Source organism: Pseudomonas sp. HD57-3, assembly GCF_056113135.1.
Genome location: NZ_CM148568.1, coordinates 3689162 through 3704267, shown reverse-complemented (window position 1 = coordinate 3704267; position 15106 = coordinate 3689162). Strand labels below are relative to the sequence as shown.

Here is a 15106-nt window from a genome sequence, read left to right as displayed (position 1 = left end):
CGAATCGAGCAGACACGACGTGTCTCCCGATGGCTTTTCCGTAGCTCGGCGGAGGTGAAGCGAGTGGTGCGTTGGCAGAAGAGGGCGTAGCGGCGGGCGTATGCGCCCGATGTTACCTGGGCGCGAAATCGTAGTTATAGAACGCCCGGGAGTGGTGGTAGCCGTACTTGCGCGCTTTGCGCAGGTCGACCTGGTTGAGCACCGTGCCAAAGACCGGCACATGGCTTTGTTGCAACATGGCAATCCCTCGCTGAACCTGGCTGATCGAGGTGCTGTCAGCCTTGACGACATAGATCACCGCATCGGAATGTCTGGCCAGCAACAGCGCGTCACTGATCATCTCCGCAGGGGGTGAGTCGATAATGATGTGGCGATAGCGTGATCTGAGCGCCTCGAGCATGCGCGCCATGCGCGGCGAGCTGAGCAAATCCTGGGGTGGTGGCTGAACCGGGTTGAGCGGATCGCCAGGGGACGGCAGGCGCGGCGCAACGAACATATCCAGCGACGGCGGCAAGACCTTCCCGGCCGGCAGCATGTCCAGATTGCCCACTGAAACAATGCAGTCTTCAAGTCTTGCCGTGCCGGCAATGACATTCGCCAGGCCGGGGCTGTCCGGAGGGAAATCGAAGTTCAGCGACAGGGTTGGCTGACGCATGTCGGCATCGATCAGCAACACGCGTTCCAGCGGTGTCAGCGAACTGGCCAGATTGGTGGCGATGGTGCTTTTACCCTCACCGGCAACCGTCGAGGTCACGAGCACCACTTGCGAGGGCTTTTCGCTGCTTTGCAGCATCAGCCAGGTACGCAGGTTGCGAATGGTTTCGGAAAAGCGCGGGTTGTCGTTGTCCTCGAAGAGCCGCGCCAGTTGCCGGCGACTTTTTTTCACCACCAACGGCACGACGCTGAGCAGTGGAACATTCAACACGCTCTCGACCGTCTCATCGGTTTTGAAGGTATTGCTCAGACTTTCGAAGAGCAGTGCCAGCCCGACGCCGATGACCGCAGCGACCAGCCCGACGATTGCGACAATCAATGTCTTGCGGGGTTTGCTCGCGTCGACAGGAACGATGGCCGGGTCGACGATGCGCACTTTCGTCGAGTCCATGTCGGCGGTGGCCGTGGTTTCTTTCAGGCGGGTGACGAAGGTTTCATACAGCGCGCGCGTGCTGTCGACCTCACGCTGGAACTCGCGCAACTGGAACTCTTTGCGCGCGATGTCCTGGATTTGCGCCTTGTTGCTATTGAAGGATTGACGCAGCGACGCTTCACTCGCCGTGGCGAGCTGGTATTGCCGCTCGATACCGGCCACCACTTGCTGGACCTGCAATTGCAGGCTGGTGGTGGCGGTGCGCAACTCGGTTTGTGCGGAAATCAGGCTCGGGTGCTTCGGACCGTAGCGTCCCGCCAGTTCATCGACCTTGGCTTGAGCCACAGCGCGATCGGCCTGGAATTTCTGCACCAGGGGATTGCTCAAGACCGCTGGTACGCTGGAGAGTCGGCTCAGATCGCCGTTGCCCAGCGCCTTCGCCTGCCGATACTCACTTTCGGCTTCAGCGCGGTTGCGACGGGCGTCGACCATGCGGTTACCGGTCATTTCCAGTTCGTTGGCGCTGATGGTGGCAACACCGCCAACATCCACCAGACCTTGTTCTTCGCGGTAACCCTGCAGTTTTTTCTCGGCCGCACGCAGGTTATCGCGCAGCTTGATCAGGCGAGTGTTCATCCACGCCGTGGTCGTTTGCGACGATTTCTCGCTGGTATCGAGCTGGCTGTCGGTAAAGCCCTGAGCCAGCGCGTTGGCCGCCGCTGCCGCGAGAACAGGGTCTGGCAACTCGACTTCGATTTCGAGCAACTGGCTTTTGCCAACGAACTTGACGCTGGTGTGCAGCATGAGGTTCTGCGTGACCTGATTGAAGACCTCTGCTTCAGTGAGCTCCTCTTTCTTCGGCGGTAAAAATCGACCCAATCCCGGGATCCATTGATCAAGGTCCAGATTGGCCAGCCATTGGCGCGGAGCAAACCAGGGCTTTGGCTGCTGGCGCGGGTCGGTGACCGGGTGGGTCGTCAGGCCGAGTTTTTTCACCGCGCGTTCGGCAAGGTCCCGCGATTGCAAGAGCGCCTGCTGGGTCTGCAAGTAATCAGTGGCGTTACCGCCTGAGTCCTTGACTTGCTGGAAGGACATCAGAGGAGGTGTCTTGTCGTTGAACAGCAGGGTGGTGCTGCCAATGTATTGCGGCGTGATGCTGGAGACCACAGCGGCCGCCAATGCGCAGCTCAGCAGAACCAGCCACCCGATGCTCCATTTGGCGCGCCAGATGACCCTCCACAGATTGAGCAGATCCAGGGTGTCCTTGTCTTCGCCGTGCTGCGGATGCAGATGCGCTTGAAGAGGACGTTCGACGTAGTTGCTAGGGCTGTTGTCCATGATCAGAAAAAGCCTTGTGCAATGGAAATGGTATCGCCGGGGGCAATCGTGGTGCTTCGCGTAACGTTATCGGTCACGGTCGCGCCACCATCGCCGCGCAAGATGGTCACTCGCTTCATCGAGGCGCGCTCGGTCAGGCCGCCGCCCAGCGCGATGGCTTTCTCCAGTGTCAGTCCGGGCACGAACGGGTAGCTGCCGGGCTTTTTCACTTCGCCATTGATGTAGAACGAGCGGTATTCGATCTGGCTGAGACTGACTTTCGGGTCGATCAGATAACCCTGCTTGAGCCCGTCGACGATGATTTTCTCGACCTGGCCGGGAGTCAGTCCCTTGGCGGAAATCTCGCCCAGGAACGGATAGGAAAAGGTGCCGGCGTCACTGAGCCGGATCTTTTTCATGCTTAATTCCGGCTCACCGAAAACGATGATTCGTAACACGTCGCCGGCAGCCAGTTTGTATTGCGTGTCGGGATCTGCCGCGTAGGTATGAGGTATGAGAAACAACGCGAACAAAATAAAAACCATGCGAGCGTTCATGTCGAAACCCTCTTAAAGGCTGACGTTGAAGCTGATCTGGAACACGTTGCGGGTGAAGCTTTCATTGTCGGCATCGGAATCGTTGTCGCGATATCGATAACCCAGTTCGATATCCAGCCAACGGCGCATGGCGTACACCACGGCCAGGTTGTAGTCCTGAAGATTGTCGGTACGGCTTTGGCCTTCGTAGACATAGCGGCCGTAACCGGCCTGGGCCACGGTAGTAATCCGTTCAGTCCAGCCGTGACGCCAGCCGACCTGGGTGAAGGTCGACTTCACGGCATCAGCGCGGTCGTCACCCTCGGCAAGGGCCTGGCGAGCGACGAAGGTGAATGTCGAATAGGTCCGCGGTTTCCATTGCAGATCGACTTGCCAGGTCGGGTTGTCGAGGTCTTTGGATTCGCTGTTGTCGAAGTTCTTTTTCTCGTAACCGACGCGGACTTTACCCGTCGTGCGTGCCGTGAAATCCCATACGGCACCGGCCATGACGGCGTCGGATTTACTGCTGCGCGGGCTGTTGGCCTGCTGGTAGTCAAAGTCGGTGTGGTTATATTCCACCAGACCCCGGGTGTTGCTGCCGATGCGGTGATACCAGGTGCTCGTCAGGGCAGTGGTATTGCGTTCCTTGTCGTCGTTGATGCCATCAGCGTTGTCGTAGCGCAGTTGGGCGTAACTGGCCCCGAGATCGATTTGATTGTCAGCGCTTTTCGCCCCGAAGGTGTAGAGCCCCCCCACGCGTTTGTTGTTGAGCTTGTCGTTGACGCCTTCGACTGCCGTCGATTCCGTGCGCTCCCATTTCCGGTACTCGGCATCAAGCTTCAGACGATGCCTGTCGGTGAACTCCATGATGCTGTCCGCTCGCACGCGTTGTGCCGTGTTCGAGGCATCCGACTCATCGTGATAAATGTAGCGAGTAGGTTGCCAGATGAGCCGGGTGGCGCTGTTGCGATCCTCGGCCTTGAGCTCGAAAGAGGGCGCCAACTTGGTGACCATGGAGGACTGCTTGCTGTTTTCCAACTCGCGAAAGTTGTCGTCATAACTTTCTGAAAACAGGAAGGATGGCGTGAAATCGAATCCGTAAACATCAATGGCTTGCGGATTGATGCTCCAGGCCATTTCGGGATAGAGACAGGCCATCATCAGTGCGACGGGGCATCGTGACTTCAAAGCCATGTTATAGCTCCTGAGCAAGGGCATATAAGGCAAGTCGTTAGTTGTAGGGGTGAAAACCGGCTTGTTGTCGTTCAATCACGCTGAGTGGCAGGCAGACAGGCTGCTCACGGTTGAGAAACTGCAGGAGGATCATCACGCGGTCGGTTCCGTGCAATCCGAGGAACACGCCCTCCAGTGGCGCGAGCGGGCCGCTGACGATCTGCAGATTCTCTCCGGGTTTCAGCGCTTCATCCGGCTCCGACAACGTTGATTCGAGGCAACGTGCACGCAGGTGATCGATGACGTGCTCGGCCACTGTTGCGGGACCATGGTTGAATTCGACGAAACGACTGACTCCCCGAGTAGAGCGCAAGGGTGCCCAGTTGTCGTCACGACTGAGTTGGATGAACAAGTATCCGGGAAAGAGGGATTCCTGGACTCGCTGTCGTTTCCCGCGAATGACGCGCTCACTGACGAGTTGGGGGTGAAAGACCACGTAGTTCTGTTGAAGCAGGTTGAGGTGGGCACGCTCATCCTGACGTGGCTTGCATTGTAAAAGGTACCAATTAGGTTGGTCCGAGCTGATGACTGGCATGCTTGTAAACTCTTTGATGATCGAAAGTTTATGGCAGGCAGAAGCTCTAACGAAGGCTAAGTAATGGCAGGCTGTGAAAGTGCATTTCTTATTGTTGGGGGGAGTGAAGTGTTTCAATCATGAATCACAAGTGTTTCATTGGTGTACATCGCGCGGTGAAGTTGTGCCCTGTTATGCGGCGTCTTCGGGTCATTGTCGGCTTAACTTTTTAGAAGACAAAGCTACCGCACGGTCTGTTCGTCGCAGCCTTAAGGTTAGGTAACTAAGTAGTTGCCCCTGAAGCGACAGGGCGCGAGTAAGTGATTGCTCGCGCCCTGTAAAAAATCAACCTTGGTAGTTATCGGCCAGACTTTGCGGTCTGTCAAACGTTACCAGTCAAAAAACACGCCATCCATCCAGTAATGAATTTGCCAGTTTTCAACTTATTGTTTTCCAATGGTTTTTCCTTTTGTCTGAATGGCAGAAACTTTTTCTGGTTACTACGGTCGAGGCTGTCATATAGATCAGAAACTATCCCCAATATTGGGTGTTGTTATAAAGGCTGGACTCAATAAGTCGACCGAGGCTATAACTAATCGCCTGTCGGCTTAAGTGGAGCAGGGATTATGACCATTCTTGTTACAGGAGCTGCGGGCTTCATCGGGTATCACACGGTCAAACGACTGAGCCTCCAAGGACAGGAAGTTGTCGGTATCGACAACCTCAATGATTACTACAGCGTGGATCTCAAACGGGCGCGACTTGAACAGTTGAGTGGTCTGCGGGGTTTCAACTTTGAAACACTGGATATTGTCGACAAGCCTGCCTTGATGGCGTTGTTCAAAACGCATGATTTCACCGAGGTTGTGCATCTGGCTGCTCAGGCGGGTGTGCGCTATTCGCTCGACAACCCGGATGCCTATGCGCAATCGAACCTGGTGGGGTTTCTGAATGTGCTGGAAGCCTGCCGACATTATCCGCCCGCGCATCTGGTCTACGCGTCGAGCAGCTCGGTATATGGGGCCAACAGCAAGTTGCCATACAGCGTCGATGATGCGGTCGAGCACCCTGTCTCGCTGTATGCCGCCACCAAGCGAGCCAATGAGCTACTCGCCGACAGCTACTGCCATCTTTACGGCTTGAAGGCCAGCGGCCTGCGCTTTTTCACGGTTTACGGGCCCTGGGGCAGGCCGGATATGGCGCTGTTCAAATTTACCGAAGCCATTCTTCAGGGACGACCGATCGACATCTACAACCAGGGTCAGATGGCGCGGGACTTTACTTACGTCGATGACGTTGTCGAAAGCATCGTCCGCCTGTGTCCGAAACCGCCAGCGCCGGAGAAGGAGGCGAGTGGCGTCAACCGGATTTTCAACTTGGGGCGCGGCAAACCGGTCGCGTTACTGGATTTCGTCGACTGCCTCGAACAGGCACTGGGCATAAAAGCCCAGCGCAATCTGTTGCCGATGCAGGCAGGCGATGTCATCAAGACCTGGGCTGATGTTTCGGCATTGGACCAATGGATCGGGTTTTCTCCACGAGTGGAAGTTGCAGAGGGTGTGGCGCAGTTTGTGAGTTGGTATCGCCAGTACTATCGGATTTGAGCGGCGCTTTATGCTCCTGGACTACTGTCATGAGCCGAGACCCACCCGGTTGTTGCGCATGATCGAAAAATTAAGCGCCGCAGCGACACACAGCCAGGCCAGATAAGGAAACAGGATCAACCCGGTGATCACATCCAGGCGCAGGGCCAGGACCACCATCACGGCGACGACCAGCCACAGCAGCACGAGAATGATCATCGCGGCAACGATCCGCTGCGCACCGAAAAACACCGGCGTCCACAGCGTGTTCAGGGCAATCTGCGCCGCCCACAACGCCAGGACCATTTCGCTGCCTGGAATCATCGTCAAACGGTAACCGACCCAGGCCAGCAGTAGATAGATCGTCGTCCACGCCACCGGAAACACCCAGTTGGGTGGGGTGAACTTCGGTTTGTTGAGCTGCGCGTACCATTGGCCGGGCTTGAAAACCATGCCGGTGGTGGCCGCTGCACCGCAGGCGATCAGAAAAATCAGGAAATTCACCATTTATCACTCCTTGGCCGCAGCCAGTCTGCCTGGTTTATTCCGCCGCAGCGGTCGTTCATTCGGATCTTGAGCACATCAATTCACTGACCCGCGCCACCAGCGTGTCGACCGCGAAAGGCTTGGTCAGCACCTGCATGCCGGGGCCCAACTGGCCGGCGCCGATCACTGCGTTTTCTGCGTATCCGGTAATGAAAAGTGTCGTCAGGTTCGGGCGGATCTCTCTGCCGGCGTCGGCCAGTTGTCGGCCGTTCATGCCACCCGGCAGGCCGACGTCGGTGATCAGCAAGTCGATATGCACGTTCGATTGCAACGCCTTCAGCCCGGCGACGCTGTCGCCTGCTTCGAGCAGGTTGTAGCCGAGATCGCCGAGCACTTCGGTCAACAAGGCGCGCACGGTCGGTTCATCGTCCACCACCAGAATGGTCTCGTTGGCCTTGGGGACTACGGCCGGTGCGATGTGCTTGTCGTCGAGGCTCTGCACGGGTTCGCCACAGTGGCGCGGCAGGTAGATGCACATCGTGGTGCCCCGGTCGACTTGCGAGTGCACGCGCACCTGGCCGCCGGATTGCTTGGCGAATCCGTAGATCATCGACAGCCCGAGCCCCGTGCCCTGGCCCAGCGGCTTGGTGGTAAAGAACGGATCGAAGGCCTTGGCGATGACATCCGCCGACATGCCGGTGCCGGTATCGCTGACGCACAGACACACATACTCACCTTCGGGAATCTCCAGCGTGCTGGCGGTTTCGGCATCCATGGTGCGATTGGCCGTCTCGATGGTGATGCGTCCGCCATCGGGCATCGCATCGCGGGCGTTGATGCACAGGTTGAGCAGTGCGTTTTCCAGCTGACTGGCATCCACCAGTGTCGGCCAGAGCTGCGGCGAGCCAATGGTTTCCAGAAGAATGCTCGGGCCTACGGTGCGCTGGATCAGTTCGGTCATGCCGGTCATCAGCAGGTTGACGTCGGTGGGCCGCGGATCGAGGGTCTGGCGTCTGGAGAATGCCAGCAGGCGGTGGGTGAGGGCGGCGGCACGCTTGACCGCGCCCTGTGCGGTGACCATGTATTTGTCGACTTCGCTCAACCGGCCCTGACTGATCCGCGTCCCCATCAATTCCAGCGCGCCGGAAACGCCGGCCAGCAAATTGTTGAAGTCATGGGCCAGGCCCCCCGTCAGTTGGCCGACCGCTTCCATCTTCTGCGATTGACGCAGTTTTTCCTCCGCTTGCATCAACTCGGCGGTGCGCGCTGACACCCGTTGTTCCAGTGTGTCGTTGAGCGCACGCAAGGCGGCGATAGCCCCGTCGCGCTCCGCCTCGACGGTGCGGCGTTCCTCGACATCGATCAGTACGCCGGGGAAGCGCAATGGTGTGTTGTCATCGGCACACTCAACGCGACCGTTGGCTTCGATCCACTGGTATCTGCCGTCCGCGCGGCGCACACGGTACTGATGGGAATAGGCGCCACCGCGGCCAATGGCTTCGTCGATCGCCGTGGTCAGCCCGTCCCGATCGTCGGGGTGCACGCTGGTGATCACCTGTTCGAGGCTAAGGCCTTCGCGCCCCAGTGCCGGGTCGAGGTTGAACACCTGCGCGAAGCCTTCGTCGATGGCAAATCGATCGGTCAGCAAGTCCCAGTGCCAGGTGCCGATAATGGCGCCAGCGGCGAGGGCCAGTTGCACACGTTCGACGTTCTCCCGGGCGATCGCCTCACTGGCGCGCAAGCGTTCCTCGGCGTCGCGCCGTTCGGTGACGTCGTTGAACAGGATCGCGATCTGCCGGTCGGCCGGATCGCCGACCCGCACGGCGCGCACATCGAACCAGCGTTCAAAGGTATTGGCGTAATTCTCGAAGTTCGCCGGTTCCCCGGTCTTGGCCACGTGGCCGTAGGTTTCGAACCAGAAGCGTTCCAGATTGGGCGCGAATTCGGTCACCCATTTGCCGCGCAGGTTGACCCCGCACTGGCGCTCGAACGCCGGGTTGGCCTCGACGAAGTAATAGTCGACAGGCTCGTCGTTGGCGTCGAATTTGACTTTGACGATGGCAAACGCCGATTCGATGGTTTCCAGAATCGTGCTGAAGCGTTCCTCACTGCGGGCGAGCGCAGCTCTGCTGGCCTGCAGTTGGGCCGCCACATTTTGCTCAGTGTCGACTTCATTGCTCAGCAGCGCGGCGCGTAATCGCTTTACCTCGGACTCAAGTGCTTCGCGATCAAGGTGTTTGAGGGTATCCATTTCACCTGCTTTGTCAGGTTTTTCAGGGGCCGGATTCATGGGGCGGACAGGCCGGACTGGGGCAGTGGTCATCTCGAACGGTCTGGCTGGATGGTTGTTCATTCGTTGACCGGTGGCGTCGTCGGTAAGTTTCACGGATGGCCCCGGGCGAACGCTGATTTCAGATCGACTCCCCGTTATCCAGGCGGGCCAGCAGCCTCTGGCCGCGTTGCCACAGTGCCTCTTGCTTGGCCTGCGGCATGCGATCGAGGTTCTTGTATATCATGGCCATGCGCTGGTTGCCGCGCAGCAGCTCGCCGTGGCGCATCAGGAAATGCCAGTAGAGTGAATTGAACGGGCAGGCATTGTCCGCCGTGCTTTCGCTGACCTTGTACGCGCAACCGCGGCAGTAATCAGACATGCGATTGATGTACTGGCCGCTGGCGCAATAGGGTTTGGAACCGAGATAACCGCCATCGGCGTGCATGACCATGCCCAGCGTGTTGGGCAGCTCGACCCAGTCAAACGCGTCCATGTAGATCGCCAGATACCACTCGCAGATCTGGCTTGGCGCGATGCCGGCGAGCAGGGCGAAGTTGCCGGTGACCATCAGTCGCTGGATGTGATGCGCGTAGGCATGCTGCAAGCTTTGCCCGATGGCGTGGCGCATGCAGTTCATTTGCGTATCGCCGGTCCAGTAGAACTCAGGTAATGCCCGGGTGTTGCCGAACGAGTTGCCCAGCGCATAATCAGGCATCTTCAGCCAGTACACGCCCCGCACGTATTCACGCCAGCCAATCAGTTGCCGAATGAAGCCTTCGGCGGCATTGAGTGCAACGCTGCCGGCCCAGTACGCCGACTCCACGTCGCTGCACAGCTGGCGCAGATCCAGCAGGCCGATGTTGAGCGCCGCACTGATGCGCGCATGAAACAGGAACGGCTCATCACTGGCCATGGCGTCCTGGTAATCGCCAAACCCGGCCAGACCGTAATCGAGAAAGTACGCCCAAAGAGCCTGCGCATCGGCATGAGTGACGGGATAGTTGAAGTCATCGAGGGCGCCGTAATGCTGGCTGAAACGCGCCTTGACCAGCGCAAGTACTTCGCTGGTGATGGCATCGTTACTGAAGCGTGCCGGGTAGGGGGCTTTCACGCTTTTGGGCAGGGCCTTGCGATTATCAGCATCGAAATTCCACGCGCCACCCACCGGCGAGCCATCGCCATTGAGCAACAACCGGCTCTTGCGGCGCATCTCCCGGTAGAAAAACTCCATGCGCAGCTGTTTCTTGCCTGCGGCCCATGCAGCGAACTCTTCTCGACTGCACAGAAAACGCGTATCGGCGTGCCAGTGAATCGGCAAACCGCATTCCTTCATCGAGCGCTCCAGCCGCCAGTCGCCACACTCGGTGACGTGCACTTCCTCGGCCTGCAACAGCGCTTGCCAGCGACGTAACTCACCCGGCACCGAACCGCTGTTTTCCGGATCATCCAGCCTGACGTATTCAACGCGTACACCCTGGTCTTGCAGCGACTGGGCGAAATGGCGCATGGCGCTGAAGATCAGGGCAATCTTCTGTGGATGGTGGGGCACGTGGCTGGCTTCTTCCATGACCTCAACCAGCAACACCGTGTCGCGCTCGGCATCGAGTGCCTGCAAGGAAGCCAGGTCGAACGACAACTGGTCGCCCAGTACCAGGCACAAGCGGCGGGTAACGTTCATTCAATCAAGCTCTGCGTTGTGCGGTTCATTGGCTTGCTTCGGCGCCCTGACGACGGAAGAACAAAGTCACCTGACCGACTTCCACCCCGAACTTGGACATGCTGGTGCGGTTGATCAACGTGTCCTCGTCCATCAAGTACATCCAGTCGTCCATGCTCACTTCATAGGTCGAATCGTCGACCGCCAGGTTCAGGCGATAAACCCAGTGCACGGCGTTCCCGGCAACCTGGCCCTGGGCAGCGCCGATCACATCGCCGGCGCGACCGCTCCAGCGTCCCTGGCCTTCGGGCGTCAATGTCCATACGCGGTGCTGGCGGGTGCCGTCGCTGTACAGGAAGCGCTCGTCGAGAATCAGGTTGTTGCCTTCGCGGCGGCTGACGATCGTGACTTCAAAACGCTTGGTCACTTCGCCGCCGGGCTTCTGGAATATCCCCCAGGCTTTGACGGGCTGGCTGAAAAAGCGCTCCAGACTCAGTGCCGGTTGTTGATCGGCATAACGCGTGACATCCACGTTGCTGCAGCTTGCGAGGTTGAGCATCAGTGCCAGTAACAGCAGTAATCGAGTCATTGCCTTGCTCCCTGATCGCAGGTGTTGAGGGAGAACGTTCGAAGCATTTTCTTGTACGCAGTGAGGGGCGCGTACAGGGTTATGGGCGTCTCCATTAAGTTATCTCGCGACGGAATCTCGCGTGGGAGCGTATCCGTAGTAAAAGAAATTGTACGCAGCTAATGCGTTTGTATAGGTTTTAATCAAGATAGGCGGAAAAATGCCAGCTGACAATGAAGCGGCATTTTTTCGTGCAGAGAGGAAGACTCACTTCATAGCGTGAAGCTTTTCCAGAGTAGGGAGAGAGGGGCGGATATTGATCATTGCGCTGCCTGGTGCCATTGCCTGCACGCAGAAAAAGGCCCGGATTCATCCGGGCCAGTCATGCATGTCAGCGTGAATCCGCCTTGCTGACAACCTCGGCGGATGATCTTTTCCGACGTCTTTGAAGCCAGCTATGGAACGCATGTACGGGATGGAGGATGGCGGTCAGTACGCCAATCAGCAGGATGATGAAGAGGATGATCAGCGGGAGGCTTTCGTGCGAGAACATGGTGGGTTACTCCTGTAGTCACTATGTCGTAACCCGCAGACTAGACGCATCGAAGCCTGTTTTCGATGAATGAATGTTCATCCTTGAACGCTGCTGGTGTGCTACGGCGAATCTTCCGGGTGCATTGTCAGAATGATTTCCCCGACATTCCTTGAACACTCCATTCGCCGGTGGCTTACGCCAGTCGCACGGTGCCGGATTGAATGCCGCGCATCCCTGGCTGCGCGGCGAGATATTGTTTCGATACTCACGAAGCGACCGCGAGATGAACGGCGTTTTTACACAGCAAACGTAGTCCCGCGAGTATTCACAAAAAGCGAGTAGATCGAGTGACTACTTGCCATGAACAGCCTGTTTCCTTCGCGCCCCCCGAAGCACAGGTTCGGGCAGCGCTCTGGCAGCGAAATATGGCCGATGGCCTTGCCCTGTGGATTGAAAACACGCACGCCGTCGAGTTTCTCCAGATCGGCCCTGGGATCGCCATTGCCGCCCCAGCCGCACCACAGGTTGCCCGCTTCGTCGCACTTGATACCGTCGATTGCCGCGTAGTCCAGCCCCTCGATGTGCTTGCGGCGCTCGCCCAGTGTGCCGTCTTCCTTCACGGCAATGGCCCAGATCAAGCGATTGGGTTTGGCGCGGCCTTCGACGACGTACAGGGTTTTTTCGTCGGGACTGAAGCACAGGCCATTAGGGCCGTTAAGGTCGTCGATCACCCGAGTGACCTTTCTGCTCTCACCGTCAATGCGGTAAACGGCGTGGGGTTGGCTCGGGGTGATTTTGTGGCCTTCGTAGTTGTTGCCGGTCTGGAATGGCGGGTCGGTAAACCAGATCGATCCGTCACTTTTGCAGACGATGTCGTTGGGCGAGTTGAAGGGCTTGCCCTCAAAGCTGTCGGCCAGCACGGTGATCGTGCCGTTGTATTCGGTGCGTGTGACGCGGCGGCCTTCACTGGTGGTGGTAGAGCCTTCGCAGACGATAAGACGCCCTTGGCGATCCCGGCACATCCCGTTGGAGAAGTTCGAGTGTTCACGGTACACGGTGAAGGTCTCGGTGATTTCGTCCCAACGCATGATGCGATTATTGGGGATGTCGCTGACCAGCAAATAGCGGCCATCACCGACCCAGACCGGTCCTTCGGCCCAGCGCATGCCGGTGGCGAGTTTTTCCACACTGGCGTTGAAAATACGCAGCTCGAGGAAGCTGTCGTCGAGGATATGAATCAGTGGATCCGGGTAGCGTTGACTCAATGGTTCGGCAGCTTCAGAGAGACTGGGCAACAAGGCGCTGCCGGTGGCGAGCGTGGCGGAAACAGCGAGGGACTTCTTCAGGAAGCTGCGGCGTGTATTGCCTTTTACCTGTTCGAGGTTGTCAGGCTTGGCGGACAGGGATGAGTCCATGTAGCGATCTCCGTGGTTTTATTTTTTTTTTGGAGACGCAGTAATAGCCTGTGATAGGACATCGTACAAGTGAATTATTATCCAGCTCTGGTCGGGCTTGGAGATGAAGGCCTTCGCTCCATGGTGGTGGAATCCATATAGCCTAAGCGAAGCTTTTTATGCATAAAACGAAGTTCATATTAATTTTATAGTGCGTTTTAATCTAAAAAGGCTTTTCCTGATTGGAGCATTCGCACTTGAAGATCCCGACACATTTGACACTTGGCCTGGCGCTCGCCGTCAGTTGCGCCGCAGCATTCGCGGGGCCCACCCTTGATCGCGTGACGCAAAAAGGTGAACTCACCGGTGTCCTGATGGAGAGTTACCCGCCATTCTCTTTTCTCAATGACCAGAACCAGCTCGACGGCTTCGATGTGGATGTCGCTAAAGCTGTGGCCGAACGTCTTGGGGTCAAGCTGAAACTTGAAACGCCTTCCTGGGACGTGATTGCCGCCGGGCACTGGAACGGTCGATACGACATCTGCGTGTGCTCGATGACGCCGAGCAAGGCGCGGGCCGAAGTGTTCGACTTTCCCGTGGAGTATTACCAGTCACCTGCGGTGATCGTGGTCAATGCGAAGGACAAGGACATCGTCACTGGTAAAGATTTGTCCGGCAAAAAAGTCGGTGTGATCAGTGCGTCGACCTATGAGGCCTATCTGAACAAGGATCTGGTCATTGAAGGCGCCGAAGACAAACCGTTGAGCTATCCGTTCGACAATGTCCAGATCGCGCCTTACGACAACGAAACCGTCGCCTTCCAGGATCTCGCACTGGGTACCGGCGTGCGCCTGGACGCCATGGTCACCAACCTGATCACCGCGCGTGAACGCATCGCTCAGGATCCGCGCTTCAAGATTGCCGGAGAGCCACTGTATGCCGAACCGAACGTCGTGGCGGTCGAAAAAGGCGATCCGCAATGGAATGCGAAAGTCACCGAGGTCATCGCACAACTCAAGACTGACGGCACGCTGAGCAAAATATCCCGCAAGTGGATCGGTTCTGATATCAGCCAATGACAGCCATCAACCCGCATCCGGCCAAAGCGGCTGTCAGCCCGCAAAAGCAGCCGCCACTGACACGTCAGCTATTCGGTTTTCGCACGCGCCTGTATCTGACGTGGGCGGCGCTGTCGGGTCTGGGCGTGTGGTTTTTCATGCGCTTCGATCTGAAGTTTTCGATCATTCTGGAAAAGTGGCCAAACCTGGTCGGCCTGCATCTGGGGCCGAACGGATTCTTGCAGGGCGCCGCGCTGACGATATTCCTGTGTTTCTGCTCGATCTGGTTTTCGTTATTGCTGGGCTTTGTCACCGCGTTGGGCAGGCTGTCGAGCAGCGCCGTGGCGTTTGGTATCGCCAGCTTCTACGCCTCGTTCTTTCGCGGCACGCCGTTGTTGATCCAGATCCTGTTGATCTATCTGGGGCTGCCGCAGCTGGGCGTGGTGCCAGGTGCAATCAGCGCCGGGATCATCGCGCTGTCGCTCAACTACGGGGCTTATCTCAGTGAGATTTTTCGTGCGGGCATTCTCGCGGTTGCCCCTGGTCAGCGCGAAGCAGCCGCCGCACTGGGTCTGAGACCGGCCGCGACGTTTATCCATATCATCCTGCCGCAAGCCATGCGCACGATCATTCCGCCGACCACCAGCCAGTTCATTTCGATGCTCAAGGACTCTTCCCTGATTTCGGTCATGGGGGTTTGGGAAGTGATGTTTCTGGCGCAGTCGTACGGGCGTTCGTCCTACCGTTACATTGAAATGCTGACCACCGCAGCCGCCATCTATTGGCTGTTATCCATCGGTCTCGAACTGATCCAGCATCGCCTCGAACGCCATTACGGCAGAGGCTTCAAGCATCAGCGCTGAGCC

The 15106-nt window shown here is 57.8% G+C and carries 13 protein-coding genes; 3 read left to right on the top strand and 10 right to left on the bottom strand.

Translation table 11 applies throughout. The annotated features are described in order from the left end of the window. Positions 1–112: 112 nt before the first annotated feature. Genes AC0R79_RS16535 through rfaH form a run of 4 tightly spaced genes read right to left on the bottom strand, consistent with a single transcriptional unit; the run spans position 113 to position 4708 of the window. The gene (locus tag AC0R79_RS16535) at positions 113–2425 is read right to left on the bottom strand and encodes a GumC family protein (RefSeq protein WP_258711753.1); all 2313 of its coding nucleotides are present in this window, start codon (positions 2423–2425) and stop codon (positions 113–115) included. Between the two features lie 2 nt (positions 2426–2427). Then, the gene (locus AC0R79_RS16530) at positions 2428–2961 is read right to left on the bottom strand and encodes a polysaccharide biosynthesis/export family protein (protein WP_127798209.1); all 534 of its coding nucleotides are present in this window, start codon (positions 2959–2961) and stop codon (positions 2428–2430) included. A gap of 12 nt (positions 2962–2973) precedes the next feature. Beyond that, complete coding sequence (locus tag AC0R79_RS16525) at positions 2974–4134, bottom strand: outer membrane beta-barrel protein (protein ID WP_474730620.1); 1161 nt, start codon at positions 4132–4134, stop codon at positions 2974–2976. A 37-nt stretch (positions 4135–4171) separates the two neighbouring features. Further along, positions 4172–4708 (bottom strand): transcription/translation regulatory transformer protein RfaH, encoded by a 537-nt coding sequence (gene rfaH, locus AC0R79_RS16520; protein WP_474730618.1) that lies wholly within the window; start codon positions 4706–4708, stop codon positions 4172–4174. A gap of 605 nt (positions 4709–5313) precedes the next feature. Here rfaH and AC0R79_RS16515 point away from each other — a divergent pair. After that, positions 5314–6291, top strand: a complete 978-nt coding sequence (locus AC0R79_RS16515; RefSeq protein WP_474730617.1) for an NAD-dependent epimerase — start codon at positions 5314–5316, stop codon at positions 6289–6291. Between the two features lie 27 nt (positions 6292–6318). Here AC0R79_RS16515 and tspO read toward each other — a convergent pair whose 3' ends face one another. From tspO to AC0R79_RS16485, 6 genes are all read right to left on the bottom strand, one after another. Next, the gene (gene tspO, locus AC0R79_RS16510) at positions 6319–6774 is read right to left on the bottom strand and encodes a tryptophan-rich sensory protein TspO (protein ID WP_085745856.1); all 456 of its coding nucleotides are present in this window, start codon (positions 6772–6774) and stop codon (positions 6319–6321) included. Positions 6775–6832: 58 nt separating this feature from the next. After that, positions 6833–9007 (bottom strand): ATP-binding protein, encoded by a 2175-nt coding sequence (locus AC0R79_RS16505; protein ID WP_474730615.1) that lies wholly within the window; start codon positions 9005–9007, stop codon positions 6833–6835. Positions 9008–9167: 160 nt separating this feature from the next. Then, entirely contained in the window at positions 9168–10706 is a 1539-nt protein-coding gene (locus tag AC0R79_RS16500) for a cryptochrome/photolyase family protein (protein WP_474730614.1), read from the bottom strand. Between the two features lie 25 nt (positions 10707–10731). Continuing rightward, positions 10732–11274, bottom strand: a complete 543-nt coding sequence (locus tag AC0R79_RS16495) for a DUF3833 domain-containing protein (RefSeq protein ID WP_474730612.1) — start codon at positions 11272–11274, stop codon at positions 10732–10734. Positions 11275–11644: 370 nt separating this feature from the next. Next, a complete protein-coding gene (locus AC0R79_RS16490) occupies positions 11645–11806 on the bottom strand; it encodes a hypothetical protein (protein ID WP_164872148.1) in 162 nt (53 codons plus the stop codon). Positions 11807–12084: 278 nt separating this feature from the next. Next, positions 12085–13203: an SMP-30/gluconolactonase/LRE family protein gene (locus AC0R79_RS16485; protein ID WP_085603566.1), complete on the bottom strand. Its 1119-nt coding sequence runs from the start codon at positions 13201–13203 to the stop codon at positions 12085–12087. Between the two features lie 236 nt (positions 13204–13439). Here AC0R79_RS16485 and AC0R79_RS16480 point away from each other — a divergent pair, with 236 nt between their 5' ends. Then, entirely contained in the window at positions 13440–14261 is an 822-nt protein-coding gene (locus tag AC0R79_RS16480) for an ABC transporter substrate-binding protein (RefSeq protein ID WP_474730609.1), read from the top strand. Beyond that, on the top strand, positions 14258–15103 hold the full coding sequence (locus tag AC0R79_RS16475; RefSeq protein ID WP_474730607.1) for an amino acid ABC transporter permease: 846 nt from the start codon (positions 14258–14260) through the stop codon (positions 15101–15103). The genes AC0R79_RS16480 and AC0R79_RS16475 overlap by 4 nt, the downstream gene beginning before the upstream one ends. The last annotated feature ends 3 nt before the right edge of the window (positions 15104–15106 follow it).

Bases quoted from the DNA above. Each gene is read 5' to 3' on its own strand.
- AC0R79_RS16530 (WP_127798209.1), bottom strand. From the start codon at position 2,961: ATGAACGCTCGCATGGTTTTTATTTTGTTCGCGTTGTTTCTCATACCT.
- rfaH (WP_474730618.1), bottom strand. From the start codon at position 4,708: ATGCCAGTCATCAGCTCGGACCAACCTAATTGGTACCTTTTACAATGC.
- AC0R79_RS16475 (WP_474730607.1), top strand. From the start codon at position 14,258: ATGACAGCCATCAACCCGCATCCGGCCAAAGCGGCTGTCAGCCCGCAA.
- AC0R79_RS16505 (WP_474730615.1), bottom strand. From the start codon at position 9,007: ATGGATACCCTCAAACACCTTGATCGCGAAGCACTTGAGTCCGAGGTA.
- AC0R79_RS16535 (WP_258711753.1), bottom strand. From the start codon at position 2,425: ATGGACAACAGCCCTAGCAACTACGTCGAACGTCCTCTTCAAGCGCAT.
- AC0R79_RS16495 (WP_474730612.1), bottom strand. From the start codon at position 11,274: ATGACTCGATTACTGCTGTTACTGGCACTGATGCTCAACCTCGCAAGC.
- AC0R79_RS16500 (WP_474730614.1), bottom strand. From the start codon at position 10,706: ATGAACGTTACCCGCCGCTTGTGCCTGGTACTGGGCGACCAGTTGTCG.
- AC0R79_RS16525 (WP_474730620.1), bottom strand. From the start codon at position 4,134: ATGGCTTTGAAGTCACGATGCCCCGTCGCACTGATGATGGCCTGTCTC.
- AC0R79_RS16485 (WP_085603566.1), bottom strand. From the start codon at position 13,203: ATGGACTCATCCCTGTCCGCCAAGCCTGACAACCTCGAACAGGTAAAA.
- AC0R79_RS16490 (WP_164872148.1), bottom strand. From the start codon at position 11,806: ATGTTCTCGCACGAAAGCCTCCCGCTGATCATCCTCTTCATCATCCTG.
- AC0R79_RS16515 (WP_474730617.1), top strand. From the start codon at position 5,314: ATGACCATTCTTGTTACAGGAGCTGCGGGCTTCATCGGGTATCACACG.